General features: G+C 68.1%; 26 protein-coding genes. 20 read left to right on the forward strand and 6 right to left on the reverse strand.

Annotation, left to right across the window (positions count from 1 at the left end; genetic code table 11):
- The first annotated feature begins 12 nt into the window (after positions 1-12).
- The 6 genes from ASE01_RS05115 to ASE01_RS05135 all read left to right on the forward strand — a co-directional run bounded on the left by ASE01_RS05115 (position 13) and on the right by ASE01_RS05135 (position 4,558).
- A complete protein-coding gene (locus tag ASE01_RS05115) occupies positions 13-957 on the forward strand; it encodes a 1,4-dihydroxy-2-naphthoyl-CoA synthase (RefSeq protein WP_056749095.1) in 945 nt (314 codons plus the stop codon).
- Positions 958-1,055: 98 nt separating this feature from the next.
- Positions 1,056-1,385, forward strand: coding sequence for a DUF3024 domain-containing protein (locus tag ASE01_RS05120; protein WP_235535872.1), 330 nt, complete (start codon positions 1,056-1,058; stop codon positions 1,383-1,385).
- 235 nt (positions 1,386-1,620) lie between these two features.
- Positions 1,621-2,637 carry a type IV toxin-antitoxin system AbiEi family antitoxin gene (locus ASE01_RS05125; protein ID WP_056749096.1) on the forward strand — a complete coding sequence of 339 codons (1,017 nt, stop codon included), beginning with the start codon at positions 1,621-1,623 and terminating at the stop codon, positions 2,635-2,637.
- Complete coding sequence (locus ASE01_RS05130) at positions 2,612-3,460, forward strand: hypothetical protein (RefSeq protein WP_157537110.1); 849 nt, start codon at positions 2,612-2,614, stop codon at positions 3,458-3,460. Before ASE01_RS05125 ends, ASE01_RS05130 begins: the two co-directional genes overlap by 26 nt.
- A gap of 172 nt (positions 3,461-3,632) precedes the next feature.
- Complete coding sequence (locus ASE01_RS24925) at positions 3,633-3,791, forward strand: alpha/beta fold hydrolase (protein ID WP_200958756.1); 159 nt, start codon at positions 3,633-3,635, stop codon at positions 3,789-3,791.
- Entirely contained in the window at positions 3,788-4,558 is a 771-nt protein-coding gene (locus tag ASE01_RS05135) for an alpha/beta fold hydrolase (protein WP_200958757.1), read from the forward strand. The genes ASE01_RS24925 and ASE01_RS05135 overlap by 4 nt, the downstream gene beginning before the upstream one ends.
- 15 nt (positions 4,559-4,573) lie before the next feature.
- Here ASE01_RS05135 and ASE01_RS05140 read toward each other — a convergent pair whose 3' ends face one another.
- Positions 4,574-4,906, reverse strand: coding sequence for a MerR family transcriptional regulator (locus ASE01_RS05140; protein WP_056749101.1), 333 nt, complete (start codon positions 4,904-4,906; stop codon positions 4,574-4,576).
- A 78-nt stretch (positions 4,907-4,984) separates the two neighbouring features.
- Here ASE01_RS05140 and ASE01_RS05145 point away from each other — a divergent pair, with 78 nt between their 5' ends.
- The 4 genes from ASE01_RS05145 (at position 4,985) to ASE01_RS05160 (ending at position 7,704) form a co-directional block, all read left to right on the forward strand.
- On the forward strand, positions 4,985-5,422 hold the full coding sequence (locus ASE01_RS05145; protein WP_056749103.1) for an Hsp20/alpha crystallin family protein: 438 nt from the start codon (positions 4,985-4,987) through the stop codon (positions 5,420-5,422).
- Between the two features lie 54 nt (positions 5,423-5,476).
- Entirely contained in the window at positions 5,477-5,737 is a 261-nt protein-coding gene (locus ASE01_RS05150; RefSeq protein WP_056749104.1) for a hypothetical protein, read from the forward strand.
- Positions 5,738-5,995: 258 nt separating this feature from the next.
- Positions 5,996-6,925: an alpha/beta hydrolase gene (locus ASE01_RS05155; RefSeq protein ID WP_056749106.1), complete on the forward strand. Its 930-nt coding sequence runs from the start codon at positions 5,996-5,998 to the stop codon at positions 6,923-6,925.
- Complete coding sequence (locus ASE01_RS05160) at positions 6,922-7,704, forward strand: SDR family NAD(P)-dependent oxidoreductase (protein ID WP_082605827.1); 783 nt, start codon at positions 6,922-6,924, stop codon at positions 7,702-7,704. Before ASE01_RS05155 ends, ASE01_RS05160 begins: the two co-directional genes overlap by 4 nt.
- Before the next feature lie 38 nt (positions 7,705-7,742).
- Here the strand turns inward: ASE01_RS05160 and ASE01_RS05165 are convergent, their stop codons facing one another.
- The gene (locus ASE01_RS05165) at positions 7,743-8,474 is read right to left on the reverse strand and encodes a FadR/GntR family transcriptional regulator (protein WP_056749108.1); all 732 of its coding nucleotides are present in this window, start codon (positions 8,472-8,474) and stop codon (positions 7,743-7,745) included.
- Positions 8,475-8,630: 156 nt separating this feature from the next.
- Here ASE01_RS05165 and ASE01_RS05170 point away from each other — a divergent pair, with 156 nt between their 5' ends.
- The 6 genes from ASE01_RS05170 (at position 8,631) to ASE01_RS05195 (ending at position 15,824) form a co-directional block, all read left to right on the forward strand.
- Complete coding sequence (locus ASE01_RS05170) at positions 8,631-10,151, forward strand: AMP-binding protein (protein ID WP_056749109.1); 1,521 nt, start codon at positions 8,631-8,633, stop codon at positions 10,149-10,151.
- 136 nt (positions 10,152-10,287) lie between these two features.
- On the forward strand, positions 10,288-11,007 hold the full coding sequence (locus ASE01_RS05175; protein ID WP_157537111.1) for an SDR family NAD(P)-dependent oxidoreductase: 720 nt from the start codon (positions 10,288-10,290) through the stop codon (positions 11,005-11,007).
- On the forward strand, positions 11,001-12,263 hold the full coding sequence (locus tag ASE01_RS05180) for a DUF1116 domain-containing protein (protein WP_056749111.1): 1,263 nt from the start codon (positions 11,001-11,003) through the stop codon (positions 12,261-12,263). The genes ASE01_RS05175 and ASE01_RS05180 overlap by 7 nt, the downstream gene beginning before the upstream one ends.
- A gap of 2 nt (positions 12,264-12,265) precedes the next feature.
- Entirely contained in the window at positions 12,266-13,519 is a 1,254-nt protein-coding gene (locus ASE01_RS05185) for a hypothetical protein (RefSeq protein WP_200958758.1), read from the forward strand.
- 62 nt (positions 13,520-13,581) lie between these two features.
- On the forward strand, positions 13,582-15,078 hold the full coding sequence (locus tag ASE01_RS05190) for a flavin-containing monooxygenase (RefSeq protein WP_200958759.1): 1,497 nt from the start codon (positions 13,582-13,584) through the stop codon (positions 15,076-15,078).
- Positions 15,075-15,824: an SDR family oxidoreductase gene (locus ASE01_RS05195; RefSeq protein WP_056749113.1), complete on the forward strand. Its 750-nt coding sequence runs from the start codon at positions 15,075-15,077 to the stop codon at positions 15,822-15,824. Before ASE01_RS05190 ends, ASE01_RS05195 begins: the two co-directional genes overlap by 4 nt.
- Positions 15,825-15,909: 85 nt before the next feature.
- On the opposite strand, the gene ASE01_RS05200 is transcribed toward ASE01_RS05195, so the two are convergent.
- A complete protein-coding gene (locus ASE01_RS05200; protein WP_056749114.1) occupies positions 15,910-16,986 on the reverse strand; it encodes an NADP-dependent oxidoreductase in 1,077 nt (358 codons plus the stop codon).
- A gap of 127 nt (positions 16,987-17,113) precedes the next feature.
- Here ASE01_RS05200 and glsA point away from each other — a divergent pair, with 127 nt between their 5' ends.
- Both glsA and ASE01_RS05210 read left to right on the forward strand, forming a co-directional pair.
- Positions 17,114-18,064, forward strand: coding sequence for a glutaminase A (gene glsA, locus ASE01_RS05205; protein ID WP_200958760.1), 951 nt, complete (start codon positions 17,114-17,116; stop codon positions 18,062-18,064).
- A gap of 21 nt (positions 18,065-18,085) precedes the next feature.
- Positions 18,086-18,835, forward strand: a complete 750-nt coding sequence (locus tag ASE01_RS05210) for a gamma-glutamyl-gamma-aminobutyrate hydrolase family protein (RefSeq protein ID WP_056749115.1) — start codon at positions 18,086-18,088, stop codon at positions 18,833-18,835.
- A 54-nt stretch (positions 18,836-18,889) separates the two neighbouring features.
- Here the strand turns inward: ASE01_RS05210 and ASE01_RS05215 are convergent, their stop codons facing one another.
- Together ASE01_RS05215 and ASE01_RS05220 are read right to left on the reverse strand one after the other, a co-directional pair.
- Positions 18,890-20,341, reverse strand: coding sequence for an APC family permease (locus ASE01_RS05215; RefSeq protein WP_082605828.1), 1,452 nt, complete (start codon positions 20,339-20,341; stop codon positions 18,890-18,892).
- 150 nt (positions 20,342-20,491) lie between these two features.
- Entirely contained in the window at positions 20,492-21,226 is a 735-nt protein-coding gene (locus ASE01_RS05220; protein WP_056749117.1) for a FadR/GntR family transcriptional regulator, read from the reverse strand.
- A gap of 188 nt (positions 21,227-21,414) precedes the next feature.
- Between ASE01_RS05220 and ASE01_RS05225 the strand changes: the two genes are divergently transcribed.
- Both ASE01_RS05225 and ASE01_RS05230 read left to right on the forward strand, forming a co-directional pair.
- Positions 21,415-22,818, forward strand: coding sequence for a glutamine synthetase family protein (locus ASE01_RS05225; RefSeq protein ID WP_056749118.1), 1,404 nt, complete (start codon positions 21,415-21,417; stop codon positions 22,816-22,818).
- A 119-nt stretch (positions 22,819-22,937) separates the two neighbouring features.
- A complete protein-coding gene (locus tag ASE01_RS05230; RefSeq protein WP_157537112.1) occupies positions 22,938-23,831 on the forward strand; it encodes a hypothetical protein in 894 nt (297 codons plus the stop codon).
- On the opposite strand, the gene ASE01_RS24930 is transcribed toward ASE01_RS05230, so the two are convergent.
- Positions 23,818-24,528 carry a helix-turn-helix transcriptional regulator gene (locus tag ASE01_RS24930; RefSeq protein WP_200958761.1) on the reverse strand — a complete coding sequence of 237 codons (711 nt, stop codon included), beginning with the start codon at positions 24,526-24,528 and terminating at the stop codon, positions 23,818-23,820. The genes ASE01_RS05230 and ASE01_RS24930 overlap by 14 nt on opposite strands.
- Between the last annotated feature and the right edge of the window lie 123 nt (positions 24,529-24,651).

Here is a 24,651-nt window from a genome sequence, read left to right on the forward strand (position 1 = left end):
ACCGTTCGGTGCATGAGTGCGATCGAAGGTGTGAGCGAGACGTTCGACGCGAGCCAGTGGGACGTCGTCCCCGGGTTCGACGACCTGACCGACCTGACCTACCACCGCGCCAAGGGCCACGGCACGGTCCGGATCGCCTTCGACCGCCCCGACGTGCTCAACGCCTTCCGACCGCACACCGTCGACGAGCTGCTGCGCACCCTCGAGCACGCGCGCACCCAGGGCGACGTCGGCTGCGTCATCCTCACCGGCAACGGCCCGAGCGCCAAGAACGGCAAGTGGGCCTTCTGCACCGGCGGTGACCAGCGGATCCGCGGCAAGGCCGGCTACCAGTACGAGGACAAGGAGATCGGCTCCGCTGACACCGGCGCCGAGCAGCCGAGCCCGATCGACAAGGCCCGGATGGCGCGTCTCCACATCCTGGAGTGCCAGCGGTTGATCCGGTTCATGCCGAAGATCGTCGTCTGCGTCGTCCCCGGCTGGGCCGCCGGCGGCGGGCACAGCCTGCACGTCGTCGCCGACCTGACGCTGGCCAGCAAGGAGCACGCCCGCTTCAAGCAGACCGACGCCGACGTGGGCTCGTTCGACGGTGGGTACGGGTCGGCGTACCTCGCCCGCCAGGTGGGTCAGAAGTTCGCCCGCGAGATCTTCTTCCTCGCCGAGGAGTACAGCGCCGAGGACGGCATGCGGATGGGCACCGTCAACCGCGCCGTCCCCCACGCCGAGCTCGAGGCGACCGCGCTGGAGTGGGGCCGGATCATCAACGGCAAGAGCCCGACCGCCCAGCGGATGCTGAAGTACTCCTTCAACCTCCTCGACGACGGCCTCGTCGGCCAGCAGCTCTTCGCCGGCGAGACCACGCGCCTGGCCTACATGACCGACGAGGCGCAGGAGGGGCGCGACCAGTTCCTCGAGAAGCGTGAGCCGGACTGGTCGCCGTACCCCTGGTACTACTGATCCGAAGAGTTTCCGCAGGTCAGACGGGGTTTAGAGGCGAACAGTCCGCATCCAGTCCGCAAGAATCCGACCGCAGCCATCCAGACCCGGGGTTGATCGTGCTTCCTGAGACCGACCTTCACCGGATCCGCCTCTGGGCGCGCGGGCGCGTGCCGGAGCACCTCTGGGACGAGCTCAAGGTCGAGGCGGACGTTGCTGATCGGCACGTCGACATCGTCGAGGTCCGGCCGCCGTGGGACGGCGTCGGGGAGCCCACGCGCTTCCCGATCGCCAGGCTGCGCTACACCAAGACGACGGGCCTGTGGGCGATTTACTGGCGCGACCGGAACCTGAAGTTCCACGAGTACAAGCGGAAGCGCCCAACGAAGAACACCCAGGCCCTGCTCGACCACATCGAGGACTCGGGCGACCCGATCTTCTGGGGTTAAGCCCCGGGGGGTCACTCTCGCGGACGATGCGGCTGCTCTGCTTGCTGCTCCTCTTCGTCCTCTTCGTCCTCTTCGGGCGCGCGGGAACGACGTGTCTGTTTGTCCCTTATTAAGAGACAAACAGACAGCCGGCCACCTTGTCTGACACTGAGGCGCGAGCCAAACGCTCATGCTGTTCAGTTTTTGGAACTGTTCGAGTAACCTGAACGTCAGCCAGAACTGAACGGAGCGCCTCGTGAATGACCTGCTGGCCGAACTTGCGCCTCGATTCGAGGAGTACGGACTCCGCGTCGACGCCCACCAGCCGCGCATGCACGATGCCGGCTACGACTTGGACCTGGTGTTGTCACGAGGCGGCGCACACCAAGCGTTTGCGATGCAGCTCAAAGCTCGCCCGACGCTCTCCAACCTCGCTCCGCTTCGCACGCATGGGAGCGGATCGGTCCCTCTGCTGGTCGGAGCGACCTCAGTCTCGGCGCGTTCTGCCGACAATTTCAGGCGCGCAGGGATCCAGTTCATCGATGCGGCAGGCAACGCCTCGATCCGCTTCGGTGATGTGCTCATCGACGTTCGGGGTCGTCGCGCTGACATCGAGCCCCCGCACCCCGAGCGCGAGAGAGGCGGCAACCTCTTCAGCACGGCGCGCTCCCAGGTCGCCTTCGCGTTGCTTCAGTGGCCGAGGTTGTGGAAGAGGCCGCAGCGCGAGATCGCCGAGGCTGCCGGCGTCTCACTCGGCCAAGCCAATGACGCCCTCAGGATGTTTCGTCAGTCCGGATTCGGGCCGGGGGGGAACAGAAGCGACTCCGAACTCTTGGACCTCTGGGTCGCGTCGTTCCCGCAGGGACTGGGCCAAAAGCTCACGCTCGCCACCTACCGTGGCTCGGTCGACGAGTTCAGGAAGGTCGACGCGGAGGATCCAGTCTTCCTCGGAGGTCCTGCGCTGTCCGGGGAACTTGCCGCCGACGACTTGCTTCGACCCGCTTCGCTGACGATCTACGTGGCGGGGCTCGACCCGATGCTGCCCGTGAAGAACCGTTGGCGCTCGGACGGCGATGGCAACATCACCGTGCGACGCAGGTTCTGGACGACGCCACCCCACGAGTCGCAGGACCACGACGGCCCGCTCACGGGTCTGCGCAATGCACCAGCCGTCCTGGTGTACGCCGACCTCATGGCAAGCGACGATCCCCGCGTTCGTGGCGTGGCTCCAGAGTGGAGGGGACGTCTTGATCGACACGAATCTGATCGCTGAGGGATTCCTCGATCCGATCATCCGCGTGGTCGAGCAGATGCTTGAGCAGGCCCCGGACCTGGACCCAGGTCAGGTCATGCTGGTGGGCGCCTGGTGCCGTGACACCCTGCACGCTGCTCTCGGACATGACTTCGACACCCGAGCGACACGCGATGTCGACCTCGCGCTGGCCCTCTCGAATTGGAAGGTCTACGAACGCCTCGCAGCGGTCTTCCCGGCCGCGGCAGACACTGGCGTGGCTTTTCGGATCGCGGGGCTGGTGGTCGACCTGCTCCCCTTCGGCGAACTGGAAGATCCCGAGGGAGTCGTCCGTCCGCCACAGCGGGACGACGGCATCCCGGTCTGGGCATTCACGGAAATCTTCGACAGTTCGCAGTCCCTGGTGCTCCATCCTTCCCTGACGATCCGATGCCCGACGGTGCCCGGTTACACGGCAGCGAAGTTGGCCGCTTGGCTGGACCGATCGGAATGGCGCGAGGCGAAGGACGCCAACGACCTCGCCTTGAGCACGTACTGGTACGCAGAGTCGCCGGAGCTCGACAACCGGCTCTACGAGACGCCTGCGGGCCAGCAGCTCCTCATTGCCGAGGAAGCCGATGTCCCGCGTGCAGCGGCCCGCCTGCTGGGCGCCGACGTCGCCGATCTCATCGGGCCTGTGCGGCTCGCCGAACTGCTCGGACGTTGGCCGGGCAACATGGAGATGCTGGTCCAGAACTTCGTGATCCCCGCTGCTTCCCAAAGGACGCACCCACTGCCTCGTCGACTGGAGATCATCCAGGCGCTCACTCGCGGCCTTGCGGAGCCGATCCGATCGACGAATTGAACCTCACGTCATCAGCGAGTCCCTCATGAGATCCGCTGCGGCCGCTCGCGTCCGGTCCTCCGCCGTCGGCCACAGGTGGCCCGATCGAGGACTCCGCGCTGGTGTTCGCCGAGCCTCGCCCGGGGATCGCCGCCGTCGCTGACCTCGCCCCGCTCGCTGCGAGCAGCGCCCGATGAGCACGCCGAGCTACGTCACCGTCGCCGGTCGCCGTACCTGGGTGCGGATCGAGGGCGACCCGGCGAACCCACCGCTGCTGCTGTTGCACGGGATCGGTCGCAGCCTCGAGGACTGGGCCCCCAGTTCTCGAGGCTGCGAGGGGCCCACCGGGTGATCGCGCTGGACCTCCCGGGCTCGGGCTTCTCGGCCCGCGCCCCCGAGTCGACCACATTGGAGGTGCTGGCCCGCGAGGTGCTCGCCACTCTCGACGTGCTCGGCGAACGACGCCCCGCGCAGGTCATCGGGAATTCCCTCGGCGGTGCCGTGGCGCTGCAGTTGCTCATCGCGGCGCCGGAGCGGGTGGCCAGCCTGGTGCTGGTCAACAGCGCAGGGCTCGGGGCCGAGGTCGCCCTGCCGCTTCGTCTCCTGGCGGTCCCGGTGCTCGGTGACCTGGCCGTGCGGCACACCACGCGTGGCAGCGCACGGATGGCCGAACGCCTCAGCTTCGCTGACCCGAGCCTGGCAACGACTGCGCGCATCGATCACGCCCTGGCGATCGCTGCTCAACCCGACACGGGCGCCGTCCTGCTGGAGACCGTGCGTGCGCTGGCCACTCCCCGCCGGATCAAGTCGGGATGGCGCCGGCGATTGACGACTGCAGCGGCCGAGCACACTCGGCCGACGTTGGTGATCTGGGGCGACCGGGACCGCGTGCTGCCGCCGCACCATCTCGACGCGGCACGACGGTTGTTCCCGCACGCCGAGGCCGAGATGTTCGCCGGAATCGGCCACATGCCGCAGATCGAGTGCCCCGACGACTTCGCTGCACTAGTCCTCCCGTTCGTCGAGAAGTCCGCCGGTCGTCCCGTGCCGAAGGAGTCGACGGTGTCCTCGACGCCGCGACGCGGATCTCGGCGCCGCGGGGTCGCGGCCGCCGCCTGACCAGCTACGGCGTCGTCAACGCTGACTCGCACCCTGAGGCCCGCGTCGCCGTGTCGGTGGGTTCAGGTCGATCTCTCTCCGAAGGCGCGTCACCTCTGCCTCGAGCGCGATGACCCGCGCGATGCCGGCGATGTTGAGGCCTTCGGCCAGGAGGTCGCGGATGCGCAGGAGCGTCTCGATGTCGGCGCGGCTGTAGAGGCGGGTTCCTCCGGCACTGCGGTCCGGCTCGAGGAGTCCGCGTCGCTCGTAGACGCGGATGTTCTGGATCTGCAGTGCCGTCATGTCGGCCGCGACCGAGATCGCGAAGACGCCGCGACGAAAATCCTTGTCGCTCGGGACTTGATTCATGGGATCAGATTATCTATAACATTCATTGCAGATCCAGTACGACCGGCCGATGGCCGGCGATCCAGAGGAGGAAATGTCATGTTGCTGCGTACCACCGATCCGTTCCGCGACTTCGACCGGCTCGCCAGCCAGCTCCTGGGCGCCGGGTCGGGGACGACCAACCGTCCCGCCGTGATGCCGATGGATGCCTGGCGCCAGGGCGACGAGTTCGTCGTGGAGCTCGACCTGCCGGGTGCGAGCAGGGAAAGCATCGACATCGATGTCGAGCGCAACGTGCTCACCGTGAGGGCCGAGCGAGTCGCCGGCAACGGTGACTGGCAGTGCCTGGCTTCGGAGCGCACCCATGGCCAGTTCACCCGCCAGCTCGTCCTGGGCGACAACCTCGACCTCGAGCGGATCGAGGCCGCCTACGACAACGGCGTGCTGCGCCTGGTGATCCCCGTGGCCGAGAGGGCCAAGCCCCGCAAGATCGAGGTCGGCGGCAACCTCGCCTCTCGGGAGGCCATCGAGGCCTGAGGCCGGACGTGCAGGGGGCCGGTGTGCACGCCACGCCGGCCCCCTGTCGCGCCGATGTCGACCACGGTCGCCACCGGCCAGGCCATCGTGGAAGTGCCGATCACCATGGACAGACGGGACAGCCCCACCCCCGAAGCGATGCCCCAGCGCTCCCGTGCGTTTTCGGACCCAGGCGTCGTGACCCGCACGGTCGAGTGTCTCTCGTGCGGCTCCGCGACCGTCCACGTCAAGGGCAGGGTCACCCACGACCGGCAAGGAGGACTGCTGGTCCAGTGGTGGGACTGCACCGCGTGCGAGGAGGGCGAAGCCGTCTGACCTCGGCTGGGGCCGATGAGTGGTTGGACAGGAGGATTCAGTCCACGCAAAGTCCGCAGAACCGCCTGGCGCTACCGATTCCGAGTTCCGGAGGCGTTGTCGCGCAGACGATTCCAGGAGACGAGGAAGAAGACTTCTCCGAGGGCTGCACATCCGGCGAGCCCGCTGAGGGTGCGACGGGCGGGGTCGCCGAACTCAGGCCAATGGTCTATAGTCTGGACCAACAGGCTTCAAGGTCTCGCAGTGATTGAGGTTCGCATGCCGCTCCACCCCACCGCCCGTCAGCTCCTCGATGAGTCTGCGTCGAGCGACCAGCCCAACAGTCACCTTCTTCCCATCGAGGTGGCGCGCGAGAACTTCGAACGGCTCTTCGCCGCGCTCCCCGTCGAGGCCATCGCTTCGGTGGAGGACCACCTCGCTGTGTCAGGTGACCATGAGATCCCGGTGCGTCTCTACCGGCCGCAGGTCGATGGCCTGCTGCCGATCCTCGTCTACCTCCACGGCGGAGGCTGGCAGATGGGAAGCATCGACTCCCACGACGGACTGTGCCGGGCGATCGCCAATGCCGCGGGGTGTGCGGTGCTCAGTGTCGCCTACCGTCGCCCGCCGGAGTTCAAGTTCCCCGTCGCCCCCCACGACTGCTACTCGGCGTTGACCTGGGCCGTCGCGCACGCCGACGAGCTCCGGGTTGACGGCTCCAGGATCGCCGTCGCCGGTGACAGTGCAGGCGGCAACCTCGCGGCCGCCGTCAGCCTGCTGGCTCGGGACGACGACGGTCCGCGGCTCGCCTGCCAGGCGCTCATCTATCCGGCGACGACCTTCGACCTGGAACGCGGGTTCGATCTGGATCTGGAGGGCTACGTCCTCTTCCGTGACGAGGTCCAGTGGCACAAGGACGCCTACTTCGTCACTCCCGAGGACGCCGCGTCCGACTATGCGTCACCGCTCGACGCAGACCTGGCCGGACTGCCACCGACTCTCGTGATCACCGCTGGCTACGACCCCTTGGCTGCATCGGGGACCGCCCTGGTGGATCGGCTCGAGGCGCACGGAGTGCTCACGGGGCACCAGCACTTCGAGGGGATGATCCACGGCTTCATCCAGTTCCCTCAACTGTTCGACGATGCTTCCACGGCGGTGTCCGGCATCGCAGACCACCTGCGTCGTCACCTCGGCGGTGGCCGATGAACGAGTTCGCGGGGCGAACCGCCGTTGTCACGGGCGCAGGCGGAGGGATGGGTCTCGCCATCGCGCAGGACCTGGCTGGTCTGGGTGCCCACGTGGTGGCGGTTGACGTGAAGGAGCCGCCGGCCGGGCTTCCGCATGCCGTGACCTATGTCCAGGCCGACATCTCTGATCCGACGGCGGGCCCGCGGGCCGTGGCCATCGCGCAGGAGGCGTCGCTCGATGGCACGGTCGACATGCTCGTCAACGCTGCAGGCGTGGCCTGGTTCACGGATCCCGGTCTCCCGCCGCCGCCCCTGGCAGACGGGTCCATCGCCGACATCACTCCTGAGGCGTGGAAGCGCGTGCTGGACATCAACCTGACGGGCTCGATGCTCATGGCACGAGCCGCTCTACCGGTGATGCGCGCTCATGGTTCTGGCGTCATGGTCCACATCGCGAGCATCGCGGGTCTCCGCCTCGCTGACGGCTCACTCGATGCCTACCAGGTCTCGAAGGCCGGGTTGATCAGTCTTTCCCGGGCGCTGGCCGCGCAGTACGGTCCCGACGGCATTCGCTCGAACACGGTGTGCCCCGGGGCCATCGTGACGCCCATGATCGCCGGAATGTATGAGAACGATCCCGGACGGGAGGCCTCGATGGCGTCCCGCGTGCCCCTTCGGCGGGTGGGTACGACGGCCGACGTGTGCTCGGCGGTCCGCTACCTGCTGTCGGACGGCGCCTCATTCGTGACGGGCACCGACCTCGTTGTTGACGGCGGCTGGCTCACCAACATGGGATGAGGGTCTGGGTCCCGACGGATGGGCGAGTTGCGACGCTGTCAGCGACTCAGCCACGACTCGATCGTGTGTCGCGTCTCGTTGATGTGCGCGGCCATGGCTGAGGCGGCAGCGTCGGCGTCCTTGGCGCGAACCGCGCTCAGGATCTCGGCGTGGTGGTCGTTGGCGTTGTCCTCGATGTGGCCGAAGATCGCGCCGACGGGCAGCCACATCCGCTGCCGGCCCTGGGCGACGGCCTCCAGCAACTGCTGGTTCCCCGAGGCCTCGGCGATGCCGAGGTGGAACGCGGAGTCGAGCAGCTGGAACTCCGTGACGTGGCCCGTCGACTCGTCCTCGCGCCCCGCCTTGATGGCGTCGTCCATCCGGGTGACGAGGTCGGCCAGCTTCGGCAGGTCCGCCGCCTTGCGACGCTCGGCGGCGAGCTTGGCGGCGCCCGTCTCGACGATGACCCGGTAGTCGAACGCGTCCCGCACGGCCACCTTGTTGCGCTTCAGCTCCAGGCGGGCCTCGGCGGCGTTGTAGGTGGGTTCGAGGACCAGGAACCCGCCACCCCGGCCGCGGCGCACCGAGATGCGGCCTTCGCGCTCGAGTACGGCGATGGCAGCGCGCACCGTGGTGCGCGAGACATCGAGCATCTCGGCGAGGTCCCGCTCGGCGGGCAGCCGATCGCCGGGGCGGAACTGCCCGGAGTCCATGGAACGCCTGATCTGGTCCAGGACCAGCTCGTGCGCGGCGATCTGCCGGATCGGCCCCAGGTTCGGGTGCTCGGACACTGACACCTCCTCGTCATGCGCAGGCTACTGCATGAGAGGTCTCGGGCTGCGCCTCTGCGGGCGTCTGTTGCGAATAAGGTCTATGGGTCTTGTCTTTAGTCCAATAACTCCGTAGCGTCAGACCAGCAAGGTTCGAATCGGCCCCGCGGAGATGCGATGTTCTATCCACTGACGATCAATGACTTCATCGATCGTGCGGTCACGGTCTTCCCTGACCGCACGGCGGTCCACGACGACCCGCTGGCTCCGGTCGGCTGGGAGCCGCTCACCTACCGCCAGGTCGCGGAGCGTGCACGTTCCCTTGCTGCTTCGTTGGACGCACTGGGGCTTCCGGTCGGGGCGAGGGTGGCCGTTCTGTCCCAGAACTCGTCGCGCCTGTTGACCAGCTTCTACGGCGTGAGCGGTTTCGGGCGGGTCCTGGTGCCCGTGAACTTCAGGCTCACGGCTGCCGAGGTCAGGTACATCGTCGAGCACAGCGGCGCCGAGGTGCTCCTCGTCGACCCCTCGCTGCGTGACGTCGCCGAGCAGGTCGGCTGCCGCCACACGTTCGTGTTCGGCGAGGACGACGAACAGCTGTGGACGCGTACAGACGCGCCCCGGCCGTGGGACGGCGACGAGTCGGCCACGGCGACGATCAACTACACGTCAGGCACCACGGCGCGGCCCAAGGGCGTCCAGCTCACTCATCGCAACCTCTGGCTCAATGCCGTCACCTTCGGATGGCACCTGGGTGTCGCCGAGTCCGAGGTCTACCTCCACACGCTCCCCATGTTCCACGCCAACGGTTGGGGAATGCCGTACGCCATCACCGGCTTCGGCGGCACCCACGTCGTCCTCCGCCAGGTCGACGGTGCGGAGATCCTCCGCCGGGTCGCCGAGCACGGCGTGACCCTGATGTGCGCGGCTCCGGCAGTGCTCTCCGCCGTGCTCGAGGCAGCACGCGGCTGGGAGGGCGAGATCCCCGGACGCCAACGCGTCCGCGTCGTCGTCGCAGGGGCGCCGCCTCCGACGCGCCTGATCGAACGGATCCGGAACGATCTCGGGTGGGAGTTCATCCAGATCTACGGTCTCACCGAGACCTCGCCCTTTCTCACGATGTCGCGCATGCGTGAGGAGTGGCGGCCACTGCCGGGCGAGGAGCAGGCGCGTCTCCTCGGCCGTGCGGGAGCGCCTGCGATCGGCGTACGCGTCGCCATCGCAGGCGACGGCGAGGTCCTCGTGGCCAGCAACCACAACCTCGAGGCCTACTGGCAGAACCCCGAGGAGACGGAGCGGGCCCAGGAGGGTGGCGTCTTCCACACCGGTGACGGCGGATCGTTCGCTGACGGCTGTCTGACGATCAAGGACCGCAAGAAGGACGTCATCGTGACGGGCGGCGAGAACGTGTCGTCGATCGAGGTCGAGGACGTCCTCGCCAGCCACCCGGCGGTGGCGGAGGCGGCCGTCATCGGGATCCCGGACGAGAAGTGGGGCGAGCTCGTCACCGCGTTGGTCGTCACCACCGCTGACGTGAGCGAGGAAGAGCTCATCGCGCACTGCAGGGCGCGGCTCGCCGGCTACAAGACGCCGAAGCGCATCGACTTCCGGGCCGAGCTGGCGCGGACCGCCACCGGAAAGCTGCAGAAGTTCAAGCTGCGCCAGGACTTCTGGAGCGATCGGGACAGGCAAGTCAACTAGGGCTCTCGTCCCCCAAGGCACTCAGCCTCCGTCGAACTGCTCGTCGAGCTGTGGCGGAGCGGCAGCGCGAAAAAGGTCTGTTGAACGAGTCAACAGACCTATGCCCGACGGCATCACTCTACAGAAAGGCACCACAGTGACTGGCACAGTCATCGTCACCGGCGGCGGCGGGGTCATCGGCCGCGCCATCTGCGCGCGACTCGCGGGGAGTGGCTACACGCCCGTCGCCGCCGATCTCGAGGCAGCAGTGCCCGAGAGCGCCTCGTCCTTCGAGCACGACTTCGTCGTCATGGACGTCACCTCGACCGAGTCGATCCGCGCCGCCGTCGCGGCGGTGGTGCGTGAAGACGAGACCATCGCCGGGGTCGTGAACTGCGCCGGAATCCTGCGCGACTCCTTCGTCGGTGAGCTCGATGAGGCGAAGCTCGATCTGATGTTCCAGGTGAACATCGCCGGGATGGCCAGGGTGGTGGAGGCGACCGCGGACCTGATTCGTGTGGGCGGCTCGATCGTCAATGTCGGGTCCCTGACCGGGCATTTCGGCCGCTTCACCGGAGCATCGGTGTACGGCGCCACGAAGGCAGGCATCGCGGCGTACACCCGCTACCTCGCCGCCGAGCTGGCTCCCCGCGGTATCCGCGTCAACAACGTCGCGCCCGGTGTCATCCGTGCCCCCATGAGTCCCTCCATGGCCAGGGTCTCAGGTGGTGAGGAGGCCTCGGCGGCCCACGCCATGCTCAAGCGGATCGGCGAGCCTCATGAGGTCGCGGAGGTCGTCGAGTTCTTCGTCTCTCCCCGCTCCTCCTTCGTGACGGGCCAGACCCTGCTGGTCGACGGTGGCGTCGTCGCATGGTGACCGCGACCGCGACCGAAACGGCGACCACGGTGGAGGAGGCCAATGCCGAGTCCTTCCGGCGACTGGACGCGGCCGACCCCTGGGTGGTCGACGTGGCGCCGGCCCGCGACGTGATTCCCGGGTACGACGCCAACCTCGTCCTCACTTCAGGCGCCCCGATGGCCTGGGAGGAGTACGTCGGTGGACAGCGGGAGGCGCTCATCGGCGGTGCCCTGTTCGAGGGACTCGCTGAGACCCGCGAGGAGGCGATCGCGGGCTTCGCCTCCGGTGCGATCCGGATCGGCGCGTGCCACGACTACGACGCCGTCGGCTCACTGGCTGGGATCTACACAGCATCGATGCCCGTGTTCGTGGTGGAGAACCGGGACCTGGGCAATGTCGGTTTCTGCAACTTCTACGAGGGCAAGGAGCCGCGGCGGCTCAACTACGGCTGCTACGACGAGGGCGTCCACGAGCGTCTGCTGCACGTCAACACGGTGCTCGCTCCCGTGGTGGGGGAGGCGATCCGACGTCGGGGCGGCATCCCGCTGAAGTCGCTGATCGCCCGCGCCCTTCGAATGGGCGACGAGGTGCACAGCCGCAACGCGGCGGCGTCGATGCTCTTCAACCGCGAGATCCTCCCGGCCGTCCTGGACATGGTGCACGACGACGTCCCCGGCGTCCGCGAGACGATGGTGCACCTCGCCGAGAACGACTACTTCTTCCTCCGGCTCTCCATGGCGGCCGCGAAGGTCTCTGCCGATGCGATGGTCGTCCCTGGATCGACGCTGGTGTCCGCCATGGCCTTCAGCTGCCGGGGCTTCGCGATCAGGCTCGCCGGACTCGGCGGACGGTGGTTCGAGGGGCCGCCGCCTATCCACGAGGGCAAGCTCTTCGCGGGCCACACCGAGGACGAGATCACCTGGATGGGTGGGGAGTCGCCGATCACCGAGACGGTGGGCCTCGGCGGCTTTGCGCAGGCCTGTGCCCTCACCCTCCAGGAGTACCAGGGCGGCTCGGCCGAGGTGATGATCGAGCGCAATCTCCAGATGTACGCGATCACCCACGGCGAGAGCTCCAGCTACCGGATCCCGCTCTTCGACTTCCGCGGGACGCCGACCGCCGTGGACGCGCGCAAGGTCCTGGCGACGGGCATCACCCCCGTCATGGACGTCGGTCTCGCCGGTCGCGACGGCGGCCAGATCGGTGCGGGCATCATCCGGGCACCACGGGAGTGCTTCGAGCTGGCCCTCGCTGCGCTCGAGACATCGGCCTGACGGTGGCGCCCTCCCTGGTGCGCCTGGAGATTCCTGACCTCGACCTCGGGCTGCGCCACAAGCTGGTCAGCGCGGACAGGCTCCGTCCGGGTTCCCGAGCCGCCCACGGAACCAGCCTGTACGGACTCTCGCTCGTTGACGACCTGACGGACACGGCGTTGAGCCACGCCGGCAACGGTTATCCCGATGCGCCTGTCGAGCTCGACGAGTCCACCCGGGTCGAGCTGCCGTGGCGTGGCATCGAGTCGGTCATTGGGGACCTCGTCGACACCAACGGAGACCCGTTCGGGGCCTCGCCCCGGGGAATGGTCGCCCATCTCGTGGGCCGTTTCGCCAGATCGGGACTGGTCCCGGTGCTGGGCTTCGAGTACGAGGCGTGGGTCTTCGAGGCTGCCGCCGCCGACGTTGTCGGCAATGCCGGCCCTGGCCGGCTCGCACCACCGGGAACGGTGGCCTCGCTGATGTCGGAGCTCGCGCGACGCACGGCCTCGATCGGACACCCACTCGAGGCCGTGCGCTGCGACGGCGGGGCCGGCTATGTCGAGTTCTCCATCGCACCCGCCCCCGCACTGCGGGCAGCGGACGGCGCGGCTCGTGCTCGGCAGTGCCTCATCGACCTGTGTGCCGAGCACGGTCTCGTCGCCTCCTTCATGGCCAAGCCCTACGGCGACCGGGAAGGAGCCGGTGGGCACGTTCACGCGAGTCTCGAGCGGGACGGAGTGAATGTCTTCGCAGGCGACGGTGGCCTGAGCGCCGTCGGTGCCTGTTTCGTCGCGGGCCTGGTGCAGTCACTGCCCGAGCTCACGTTGATGTTCAACCCGCACGTGAACTCGTTCAAGCGCATCGACCCGCGGCAGTGGGTGCCGACGCGTGCGTCCTGGGGGTACGACGACCGGCGCTCGGCCTGTCGTGTGGTGACGTCGGCGCGGGCGCTCGCCCGGGTCGAGCACCGCCGCGGCGGAGCCGATGCGAATCCCTACGTGAGCGGCGCAGCGGTCCTCGCGGGCGGGATCTGGGGGATCGAGCGCGGCGCACGTCTGCCGCCGCCGCGCAGCCCCGGGGGTCGTACGGTGCCGGCCTCCCTCGCCGAGGCGATCACCGAGTTCGAGGGGTCTCCCCTCATCGACGACCTGCTTCCGCGCCGCTTTGCGGAGGCCTTCTCCGCGACGCGGCGCTCCGAGCTGGCCCGGTACGAGGCGTGGATGAGCACCCACATCACCGAGTTCGAGCTCCAGCGACACCTCGGTTTCCGCTGAGGGTGTTGACAACTTCTCATAAGGTCGAAAGACTAGACCAAACAACCAACTACGACGAGACGGTGTCCACAGTGAAGCCACCCACCCCGACCTCTGCACCCCTTGCCGGACCGCACGACGTGGCGATCATCGGATCGGGATTCAGCGGAATCGCCGCAGCCACCGCCCTGCTCAAGGAGGGCGTCCGTGACTTCGTCATGTTCGAACGCTCTGAGGACATCGGTGGAACCTGGCTGGTGAACCGGTACCCCGGAGCGGAGGTCGACCTCGAGTCGCACATCTACTCCTTCTCCTTCGAGCCCCACGACTGGACGCGGACGCACGCGGACTGGCGCGAGCTCCTCGCCTACCTCCAGGGCGTCGCGCGCAAGTGGGGGCTCTACGAGCGGACGCTGCTCGGCACCGGGGTCGCTGAGGTCACCTGGGACGAGCCGTCGAAGACCTGGACCATCGAGGACGAGGCCGGTCGGTCCCATGGACCCTTCAAGGCCGTGATCTCTGCGGTCGGCTTCCTCAACACGCCGTTGGTCCCGCCGTTCCTGCGCGGCGACACCGTGTTCGAGGGGGACCTCTGCCACACCTCCACCTGGCGCGACGAGCTGACTCTCGAAGGCAAGGCCGTCGGGGTGCTGGGCACAGGGTCCTCCGCGGTCCAGGTCGTGACCGAGGCGGAGCGGCAGGGCAGCTCGGTCAAGGTCTTCCAGATCGAACCGAACTGGCTGCTCCCGAAGGGGGCACGCGACTTCACGCCGAGTGAGCGACGCTGGAACAAGCTGAAGCCGGTCTACTACTTCCGCCGGTATCGCCTCTACCTCGACTACGACCTGCGCCAGTACCGCGCCAGTCACGCACGGGTGGGCGGCCGGGTCAACAAGCAGCGCCTGGTGGCCGCGCGTGAGTACCTGCATCGGGAGATGGGATCGCAGCCCGACCTGGAGAGGCTGCTGACGCCGGAGTTCTCGGTCGAGGCCCGACGGACCGTCGTCAGCGACACCTACTACCGGAGCCTGAGGTCGCCGAAGGTCGAGCTCGTTCCCCATGCTGTCGCCGACGTGACGCCGACGGGGGTCGTCGATGCCACGGGAGAGAAGCACGAGCTGGACATGATCGTGCTCGCCACGGGCTTCGACGCCGCGAACTTCATCAGCACCTACCGCACCACCGGCGAGAACGGCGTGGTCCTCCGCGACCAGTGGGAGGGTGGCGCGGAGGCGTTCCTCGGTGTCATGACGCCGAACTTCCCCAACTTCTTCATGATCTTCGGCCCCAACACGAGCGGGATCCCGCTCGTGACCTACTACGAGGCGCAGGCGAGGTTCGCCGCCAAGACCGCCAAGCGTCTCGCTGATGGCAGGGCCAGCAAGATCACCGTCAAGTCCTACGTCCACGACTTCTACAACCGCCGACTCCAGCGCCGCCTCGACAAGACCGTGTGGGGCGAGGTCGCCAACTACTTCCAGGGCACGAGCGGCAAGGTCATCAGTCAGTGGCCGTTCAGCCCGACGTCGTACATCGTGGGACTGCGCCTGGCCCGCTGGTTCGGGGTCGATGCCAAGTGAGCGGCTCGATGGACGGCAAGGTGGTCGTGGTGACCGGGGCGGCAGGTTCGATCGGTCGTGCCGCCGTCACGGTCCTGCGACGTGAGGGCGCCACGGTGGTCGGAGTCGACCTGCGCGACGTCGACGACACCGGCGCGGACTCCTTCGTCGCCTGCGACCTCACCGTCGAGGCGCAGGTGAAGGACCTCTACGACGGCGTCGTCCGTCGCCTCGGTCGCATCGACGCCCTGTTCAACAACGCGGGTGTGGCGCTCCCCGCCGACAGCTCGACCCTGGACGCCGACCTTTCGGTCTTCGCCCGGACCATGGCAATCAACGTCGAGAGCGTGCTGCTGTGCTGCAAGTACGGGATCCCGCACCTGATCGCCGGGGGTGGTGGTTCGGTCGTCAACACGGCCTCGTTGGTGGCGCGGATGGGCTCGGCCGTGTCCCAGATCGGTTACACGGCCTCGAAGGGCGCCGTGGTCGCCATGTCCCGCGAGATGGGGGTCGAGCTCGCGAGAAAGGGCATCAGGGTCAACAGCCTGAGCCCGGGGCCTGTGCAGTCCCCGATGCTCGAGGGGCTGTTCAGCGCCGACGAGGTTGCTCGTCGGATGGTGCATGTGCCCGCCGGACGGTTCGGGACCGCAGCCGAGATGGCGGAGGCGGCGCTGTTCCTGCTCAGTGATGCCTCGAGCTTCGTCAACGGATTCGAGCTGGTCGTCGATGGTGGCATCTCCGCTGCCTATGTCACCCCTGAGGACTAGGGCAGCGACAAGCCCACGGCGCAGCAGCGACAAGGAAGGGCCCGACCGCCACGGCGGTCGGGCCCTTCGTCATTGCCTCTCGCGTTCAGGCCGATGGTGGTGACAGCTGGAGGATCTGCTTGCCGAGGTTCTTCCCGTCGAAGAGGCGATTCATGGTGGCCACGGCGTCGGTGACCTCGCCCTCGACGATGTCGTCGGCCCACACCAGGGAGCCGTCCTGGACCCAACGCGAAAGACGCTGTGTCGCCTCGTCGAACTGGTCGGCGAAGTCGGTGACGATGAAGCCCTTCACCGTGCAGCTCCGCACCGTGATCGTCGACAGGTTCGTCGGCCCGTAGGCCACGGCCTCGTCGGAGTAGCCGCTGGAGATGCCTCCGCAGAGCACCACGGTTCCCCGCTGCGCGATGTTGCTGATGCCGGCCTCCAGGACCTTGCCGGCGACGTTGTCGAAGAAGACGTCGACGCCAGTGGGCGCCAGCTCGGCAAGTCGCGCACCAACGTCCTCGGACTTGTAGTCGACGACGTGGTCGAAGCCCGCCACCTCCTTCAGCCAGGTGCCCTTCTCGGCACCGCCGGCAATGCCGATGACCGTCGCGCCGGCGAGCTTGGCCAGCTGACCCGCGACCGAGCCAGTGGCTCCCGCCGCTCCGGAGACGAGAACGACGTCGCCCGGGCGCGGTGCCCCGAGCTCCAGCATGCCGAAGTACGCGGTGAGGCCGGTGGTTCCGAGGACGCCCAGCACCGAGGTCGGCGGCACTCCGTCAGGGACCCGCCGGGCGACCGGACGGCTCGCGCTCGGATCGCTGACGTGCTCGAGGTGGCTGTGAGTGCCCTCCTCGAAGCGGGCGACGGCGTGGGTCTGCCACCCGAAGTTGCCGGTGACGAGGGTGCCGACGGCCACGGAGTCGACGCCGGAGGCCACCACCTCGCCGACGCCGTGACCACGCATCACCGCTCCCAGCGGAACGGGCGGCGCGTAGGAAGGGCCGTCGTTCATCCAACCGCGCATCGCCGGGTCGAAGGCGACCCACAGGACGCGAACCAGCACCTCGCCCTCGACGGGACTCGGGGAGGGCAACTCGTCGAGGACGAAGTCGTCGAGTGTGGCGGTCCAGGTGGGCCGGCGCCCCAGCAGCAGCCGGCGGTTCAGGTGTGGTGTCATGACGTCACTGTACCTCAAGGTCTAATCTCTCGACCATTAGTCCAGCGGCGCTCGTTCAACTGGCGTCGAGGGCCTCGCAAATAATGGTGTATTGCATAGACCTTTGACCCTTAGTACGGTGTTCCTCGTGACAACGCCGACGATCGACGGACCGGCGGCAACCCGGGACCTCACCGGCCCCGCTCTGATGCGTCACGCCGAGCGCGCCGCGGAGCTGGGACGGTCGGTGGCCCGCACGGGAGCCGTGACGGCCAAGATCCCGGAGCTGGCCAAGGTCGACGCCGGCGCCTTCGGGTTCTCCGTCGCGACTGTCGAGGGGACCGAGCTCGGGGTCGGGGACAGTGATGTCCAGTTCTCCCTGCAGAGCATCACGAAGCTGTTCGCCCTGGTCGCGTTGCTCCAGATCGAGCCCACGGCCTGGGAGCACGTCGGCTGGGCGCCGACCGAGCTCGGCTACGGCTCGGTGACCGAGCTCGAGCGCGCCGCGGGTCGACCACGCAACCCCTTCGTGAACGCCGGTGCCCTGATCGTCACCGACCGGCTGCTGCGGCACACTGGCTCGGCGGTCGGGAGGGTGAGCACCCTCCTCCGCGAGCTCTCAGGCGACAGTGCCACGCACTCCGACGCGGCGGTGGCGGCGTCAGAGGCCGCGGCGGACCACCGCAACCGGGCGCTGGCCCACGTACTCGCCGAGCACGGCCGACTCCTCAACCCGGTGGAGGACGTGCTTGGGGAGTACTACGCGCAATGCGCGATCACCGGCTCGGTCCTCGGTCTGGCCCGGGGCGCCCGCTTCCTCGCCGACCGTCGACTGCATCGCCTCGTACTCGATTCCGACAACATCCGCCGGATCAATGCGGTGCTGCTGACCTCGGGCATGTACGGAGCGGCCGGAGACATCGCCTACCGGATCGGGTTGCCCGCCAAGAGCGGTGTCGGCGGGGGAATCCTCGCGGCTCTGCCCGGCGTCGGCACCGTCTGTGCCTGGAGTCCGCCTCTCGATCTCGAGGGGAACTCGGTCGGAGGCGTGGCGGCGCTCGAGCACTTCGCGCGGACGTCCGGCTGGTCCGTCTTCTAGCCATCCACTCAGGAGAAGCCCGTGAACCACCATCTCGACCGCCCCGTCATCGGGATCACCTACTCCTCGAAGGATCTCGAGGAGTTCGGACTGTGGCGCCACATGTTCCACGGCTTCGTCGCAGCCGGCGCCACCCCAGTGGGTATCGACTGCGCCGTCGACCAGCCACTGATCGCCTCCGTGGTCGGTCGGTTGGACGGACTGGTGGTAGGAGGAGGTGGTGACGTCGACCCCGCTCGGTACGGCGGTGCCGTCGCCGACGAGCTGCTGTGGGGTGTGAATCCGTCGAGGGATGCCATCGAGGAGGTGGCGCTCCAGGCCGCCATCGACGGAACGGTCCCTGTGCTGGCCATTTGTCGTGGCATGCAGTTCGTGAACGTCGCTCTCGGCGGGACTCTCCATGCCGACCTCGCCCGGGACCGTCCGAGTGAGGTGGTGCACCGCCCGGGCAAGGAACTGCTCGACCGATCCTGCCACGGCGTCGACGTCGAGGCTGACACGCTGTTGTCGGCCTGGATGGGTCGGCAAGGTCGGATCGCGGTCAACAGCGAGCACCACCAGGGGTTGGACGTGCTCGCGCCGGGGCTGCGTGCCGTCGCCCACTCGCCAGACGGCCTCGTCGAGGCGGTGGAACTCCGAGGACGCCTGCTGGTCGGGGTGCAGTGGCATCCGGAGATCCTCTGGTCCACCGAGCAGAGCTCCCTGGACCTGCTGACCGGCTTCGTCCGGGTGAGCTCGATGCGTTCTTCGCTGAACCGTTCACCGGGCTGACGCGAGAAGGGCCGGACCGCCTGTGGCGATCCGGCCCCTCACGTACGACGGAACTCAGTCCTCGAGGATCTCGGCATACCGTTGCGGTGACGTCCCCCGAGCCAGGGCGGCGGTGCCCGCGCCGACGGCGAAGGCGATCGCCAGACCGATGCACACCCAGTTGGCGGCGGTCTGGCCTCCGACGAGGAGGTCCAGGTTGTCCAGGACCATGTAGACGACGAAGGCCAGTGCCGTGAACGACAGGATCGGCGCGATCACCGAGTTCCAGATGGGGTCCGTGCCGTCACCTCGCTGGTGGAAGGCGACCACCGCGACGCTGGTCAGGAGCATGAGCATCAGGATGCCGAGCGTCGCGGCGCCGGACAGCCAGGTGTAGATCTCCAGGATCGGGTCGAGGCCTGCGGCGGCGAGCGCTCCGAGGATCCCGGCGGTCATCGCGCTGACGACCACGGACGAGCGTGAGGGTGCGCGATGTGCCGGGTGGACCTCGCCGAGTGCGGCTGGCAGCACGCGGCCGTTCGCCAGGTTGAACTGGTAGCGGGCGACCACGTTGTGGAAGGAGAGGCAGCACGCGAACACGCTGGTGACCAGCAGGATGATGACGGCGTCCTCGACGACGGTGCCGGCGTACCGGTTGGCGAGGCCCTGCATGACGTTCGACGGGTCGGCACCTGCCGCGGCCGCCGCCTTGCCGGCGCCCAATCCGTTCGCCATCGCGAACGAGGTGAAGGCGTAGAGCGTGCCGATGATGGCGATCGCGATGTAGGTCGCGCGCGGGATGGTCCGCTCAGGGTCCTTGGCCTCGCTGCGGAAGACGGCGGTGGCCTCGAAGCCGACGAAGGCGAAGAAGGCGAACATGAGGCCGAGTCCGGGAGCTCCATCGAACAGGTTGCCCGGATTCAGCGGCTCTGCCGAGAGCCCGTCGTCGCCACCCTGGAACAGGATGGCCAGGTCGACGACGATCACGACCAGCCCTTCGAGCACGAGCGCGACCCCGAGCACCTTGGCGCTCACCTCGATGTCGCGATAGCCGAGAAGTGAGATGACGGCGAGGAAGGCGAACGCGCACAGCCACCACGACACCTCCATCCCGAGGTACTGCTCGACGGCTGCCGAGGTGGACACGCCGAGGAGTGCGTAGAGCGCGATCAGGAGGACGACGTACGACGCCAGTGCCAGCGAAGCAGTACCCGCGCCCGGGACCTTCCCCAGTCCTGCCTGGACGTAGGAGTAGAAGGCACCGGCGTTGCGGACGTGCCGGCTCATCAGGGTGAAGCCGACCGCGAAGACCGACAGTACGACGGCCGCACCCACGAAGTAGAGCGGGGCTGCGGTGTTGCCGCTGAGGGCGAAGACGAGCGGAATGACGGCGCAGGCGGCGCCGAGGGGTGCCACGGCGGCGACGACCATGAAGACGACCGAGCCGACTCCCAGCCCGCGGTGGAGAAGTTCTGCCTTGCCGATCGATGGATCGACCGGCGCCTGGTGGCCTCTTGTTGCGGACATGTCGTTGTTCTCTCCTTGATCCTGCTCCGTGCGGAGTCGGTGGATGGTCGTCCGCCCGAGCGGCCAGAACCGGGGACCAGGCAGTGGGTGTGAGCCGTCCGACACCCAATAGACCTATTGGTTTGATCTTCAAGCCTTTAGGGTGGTCTGTCAAGAGTCGGTGAGCCAGGACGCGAGGGTCCTGTGTGTGTCGTCGATGTGGTCGGCCATCAGCGAGGACGCGCGTTCGCCAGCCCCGGTGCGCACTGCGGCGAGGATGTCGGCGTGGAGGTCATTCGCGTTCGGCTCGAGGTTGCGGAAGACCGAGCCCACGGGTCCCCACATCGCACCGCGGGCCGCCGCCACCTGTGCCACGAGGTGCGCGTTGCGTGAGCATCGAGCGAGATCGAGGTGGAATCTGTTGTCCAGGGCCTGGAACTCGTAGACGAGCGCGGTGCTCGGCCGACGGCGCTCCTCGCGGATCACCTGCTGCATCCGGCCGAGGAGGTTCTCGAGGTCGGTCAGGTCCTCCGCGGTACGACGCGCTGCGGCGAGCTGCACTGCTCCGGTCTCGACGACCAGGCGAAGGTCGAACAGGTCGCGAAGAGCGCGAAGTCCGGTCTGAGCCCGCTCGCCCGTCGCGCGCTGGTCGTGTGGCGGGGCGAGGACGGTGAACCCGCCGCCGCGTCCCCGGCGCACGGAGAGTCTCCGCTCTGCCTCGAGCACGGACACGGCCGAGCGGACGGTCGTCCTGGAGACGCACAGGATCTCGGCCAGTTCCCGCTCCGAGGGCAGGCGGTCGCCGGGCCGGAACTGCCCCTGGTCCAGTGAGCGGCGCAGCTCGTCGACAACGAGCTCGTGGGCGGCGATCTGTCGCACCGGCCCCAGGTGTGGTGATGGCGTCATGGGTGGCCCTCGTCTGCTGGCGGCCGAGCTGTGCCGCGACTCCGACAGATTAGGACTAAAGATCAGGTTAGTCGACCAATTGGCGACAATCTCTTGCCCACCCGTTGACACCGGAGTGCGAGCGACCTACCGTTTAGGTCTACTTGCTGGACCAAACATGCGAGTCCGCACACTGCTGAGGAGCACCCATGACACTCACGTCCTCGTCGATCGCCGGTCCGGTCGCGGTACCGGGCCTGACGTACGGCCCGATGTCGCTGGACCAGCTGCGCGCGGAGGCCAATGCCGGCCTGGTCGACGCGATCATGCTCGTCACCCCGGACAACAGTGGCAGGTGCCTCGCCGAGAGGGTCCCGACCGAGCGTTTCCTCGCCCACCACGACGAGCTCGGCGCCTTCAAGGTCCCGCTGATGCTGTGGGGAGTCGACATCGAGCAGAACGTCCGCGCCGGTCTCGACCACGTGGGGGGAATGGGCGGTGGGGTGCCCGACGTACCGTTGTTCCCGGACCTGACGACGATCCGCCGACTGCCCTGGCTCCCGGGCACGCCGATCGTGATCTGCGATCCCTTCCTGCATGACGGCACGCCGCTGCCGTTCGCTCCTCGGCAGATCCTCAAGCGCCAGCTCGAGCGGCTCAACGCCCTCGGCGTCACGATCCAGGCCGCGACGGAGCTGGAGTTCTACCTCTTCGACGAGTCCTACGAGGCGGCCTGGAACTCCGACCACAAGGGCCTCACTGCTGCGAGCCGCTACCACGCGGCCTACGACGCCATCGCGGCGATCAAGGCAGAGCCGTTCGTCAACGAGGTGATCCGCCAGATGGACCTCGCGGGGATCGCGACCGAGGGCTACGCGCACGAGTACGGCTTCGGCCAGCAGGAGATCAACCTGTCGCACGCCGGCGCGCTCGAGATGGCTGACCGGCACTTCCTCTACAAGTTCGGCGTCAAGAGCATCGCGGCTCGCACGGGGGTCTCGGCGACGTTCATGGCCAAGTGGGCGATCGACGGTGATGGCAGCTCGTGTCACATCCACACCAGTCTCTGGGACGTCACCGGGACCATGGCGATGGGCGACGGGCGCGAGTTCGACGGGTACGTCGCAGGCGTCGCCGCCGGAATGGCTGACGCCACCCTCATGTATGCACCCAACCTGAACTCCTATCGGCGCTTCCAGGCTCACTCCTTCGCCCCGACGGTGATCGCGGTCGGTGACGAGAACCGCACCTGCTCCCTCCGTCTGGTCGGTGGTGGAGCGACGCGTCGTGTCGAGAACCGCGTTCCCGGGGCAGACGTGAATCCCTACGTCGCCCTCGGGGCGATGGCCGCGTCCGGTGCCAACGGCATCGCGGCGGGCCTGTCCATGCCGCCGCTGGAGACCGGCAACATGTACGACCGGACCGACATCCCGACGCTCGCGACTTCCTTGCCGGTGGCGCTCGAGCTCTTCGCGGAGAGCAGCAGCCTCCGGGAGGGCCTGGGCGAGGAGGTCCACCGACACCTGCTCACCCTCGGGCGCGAGGAGGAGCTGGCGTTCCTCACCGAGACGGTGACCGACTGGGAGAAGCGCCGGCTCTTCGAGCGTGCATGATCAGCGGACCGGCCACCCGGGCCAGCGACCTGCTGGGTCACGACGTCCGATCGGATCCGTGGCCTGAGCAGGGTAGGTCGTCGTACGGTCTGGCGACGCAGGCCCTGGAGCAGGGGCGAGTGGACGACGCGGTCGCACTGGCCCGGATGACGGTCCAGGAGGCGCAGGAGGCCCATGACCTCTACCGGTCGTGGCTGGGGCGGTTGCCGGCGTTGATGGTCGATCTCGGCGTGCCCGAGCACGCGTTGGCCGAGTCGTCGCTGGCCACCGCGCAGGTGGCGGAGGGGCTGGAGGTCGGCTGGAACCGCTACGTTGAGCTGATCGAGCTCTTCGCCCAACGGGCCGAGGACGCACCCGTGGCGCGTGGCCTGCTCGAGGACGCGCGGTCGAGCTGGCTCGCCGCCCACGACCCGGCCACCGACCGCCTGGCCGGCCTGCTGGCCCTGGCCGCGGACACGATCGGCGAGGCCGTCGTGGGACGGCTGTGGGATGCCTTGCTCGTCGACTACTACGACGCGGTGTCCGAGAAGTACGACCCCGCCACGGTGCCGTGGTCGAGGTCGGTCGAGCGCCTGGGCCTCGACATCTTCGAGGCGGTCCGCGGTCACCTGACGGGTCCCCTGCGCGACGGTTCGTTCGCCGTCCGCGAGGAGCCGGACCGATGGGTGCTCGAGTTCGCCCCCTGCGGCTCGGGAGGCCGGACCTATCCGGGGTCGACCGCTGGGGAGCGGGACCCGCGCGAGTTCACCCAGGGCAAGCACGACTGGGCCTGGCGGACGGAAGGCGTGTGCCTGTACTGCGCACACTGCTGCCAGCTCCAGCAGCGAGCGCCGATCCAGGCCCTCGGATTCCCGCTGCGTGTCATCGAGCCCCCTGTGCGGGCGACGGGGCGCGCGCCAGGGCGTGCGACCTGCACGTGGTCCATCTACAAGGACCCGGCCGCGACCCCGGCCCACGCGTGGACCGATGTCGGTGCCGATGCTCCTGCCGGGGCGCCGGTCACGCGTCGATGAGCGCGGGGGCCACCAGGCCGTAGCGCTCGGCGAGCACGGCCGCCTGCGTGCGGTTGGCGACGCCCAGTTTGCGCAGGATGTGCTCGACGTGGGTGGTCACGGTCCGGGGCGAGATCACCAGCTCCGTGGCGATCTCCGCGTTGGAGAGCCCCTCGCGAACCCGGCAGAGGATCTGGGCCTGACGCTCGCTCAGCCGGGCCAGCCGGAAGCGGGTCATCGCGTCGACCCACTCCGCCAGGACGTGGCTCGAGCGCTCGACGAGGTTGAGGGTGTCGGGATCCATCCGGTCCTCCCGGGTGCTGACGTGCAGCATGCCGATGGCCGGACGGCCCGGCGTGGCCAGCGCGACTGACATTCCGTTGCGGAATCCGGCGGGCTCGTAGACGGCTTGGGCGAGCGGGGTCCTGCGAAAATCCGCGATGTCGTCCCAGGAGTGGAGTGCGCCCGGACGTTGCAGGATCTGTCGTACGCCAGGGGTGTGCACCGTGTAGTGACGAGTGGCGTGGTGGTCGAGGGTCTCGGGTGCGTAGTCGACGTTGAGCAGGACCAGATGGGTTCCGTCCTCGGCCGAGATGCCCATCAACCCGACTGCGTGAGCCCCGGTGCGCCGAACGAGCGTCTCTGCGAGCAGTCGGCAGCGCTCGCTGGCACGTACCTCCAGTGCGGACTCCAGGGGGCTCGACGTCGCGTGATCCACGTCACCCAACCTATAGGACTAATGTTTCGACCGTTAGTCCCCTGTGTGACAAATCTTCCCGTTCTCTCTCGAATCTCGCTCGGCCCGGATACGTAGATCGGCCGATGTCGCGCACCCGTCCCG

This window comes from Nocardioides sp. Root190 (assembly GCF_001428565.1).
In the GTDB taxonomy this organism is placed as follows: domain Bacteria; phylum Actinomycetota; class Actinomycetes; order Propionibacteriales; family Nocardioidaceae; genus Nocardioides.

What these genes read in the sequence shown, in the direction of transcription:
- ASE01_RS05115 (WP_056749095.1), top strand. Translation starts at nt 13, where the DNA reads ATGAGTGCGATCGAAGGTGTGAGCGAGACGTTCGACGCGAGCCAGTGG.
- ASE01_RS24925 (WP_200958756.1), top strand. Translation starts at nt 3,633, where the DNA reads ATGAGCACGCCGAGCTACGTCACCGTCGCCGGTCGCCGTACCTGGGTG.
- ASE01_RS05140 (WP_056749101.1), bottom strand. Translation starts at nt 4,906, where the DNA reads ATGAATCAAGTCCCGAGCGACAAGGATTTTCGTCGCGGCGTCTTCGCG.
- ASE01_RS05145 (WP_056749103.1), top strand. Translation starts at nt 4,985, where the DNA reads ATGTTGCTGCGTACCACCGATCCGTTCCGCGACTTCGACCGGCTCGCC.
- ASE01_RS05150 (WP_056749104.1), top strand. Translation starts at nt 5,477, where the DNA reads ATGTCGACCACGGTCGCCACCGGCCAGGCCATCGTGGAAGTGCCGATC.
- ASE01_RS05155 (WP_056749106.1), top strand. Translation starts at nt 5,996, where the DNA reads ATGCCGCTCCACCCCACCGCCCGTCAGCTCCTCGATGAGTCTGCGTCG.
- ASE01_RS05160 (WP_082605827.1), top strand. Translation starts at nt 6,922, where the DNA reads ATGAACGAGTTCGCGGGGCGAACCGCCGTTGTCACGGGCGCAGGCGGA.
- ASE01_RS05170 (WP_056749109.1), top strand. Translation starts at nt 8,631, where the DNA reads ATGTTCTATCCACTGACGATCAATGACTTCATCGATCGTGCGGTCACG.
- ASE01_RS05180 (WP_056749111.1), top strand. Translation starts at nt 11,001, where the DNA reads ATGGTGACCGCGACCGCGACCGAAACGGCGACCACGGTGGAGGAGGCC.
- ASE01_RS05200 (WP_056749114.1), bottom strand. Translation starts at nt 16,986, where the DNA reads ATGACACCACACCTGAACCGCCGGCTGCTGCTGGGGCGCCGGCCCACC.
- ASE01_RS05215 (WP_082605828.1), bottom strand. Translation starts at nt 20,341, where the DNA reads ATGTCCGCAACAAGAGGCCACCAGGCGCCGGTCGATCCATCGATCGGC.
- ASE01_RS05220 (WP_056749117.1), bottom strand. Translation starts at nt 21,226, where the DNA reads ATGACGCCATCACCACACCTGGGGCCGGTGCGACAGATCGCCGCCCAC.
- ASE01_RS05225 (WP_056749118.1), top strand. Translation starts at nt 21,415, where the DNA reads ATGACACTCACGTCCTCGTCGATCGCCGGTCCGGTCGCGGTACCGGGC.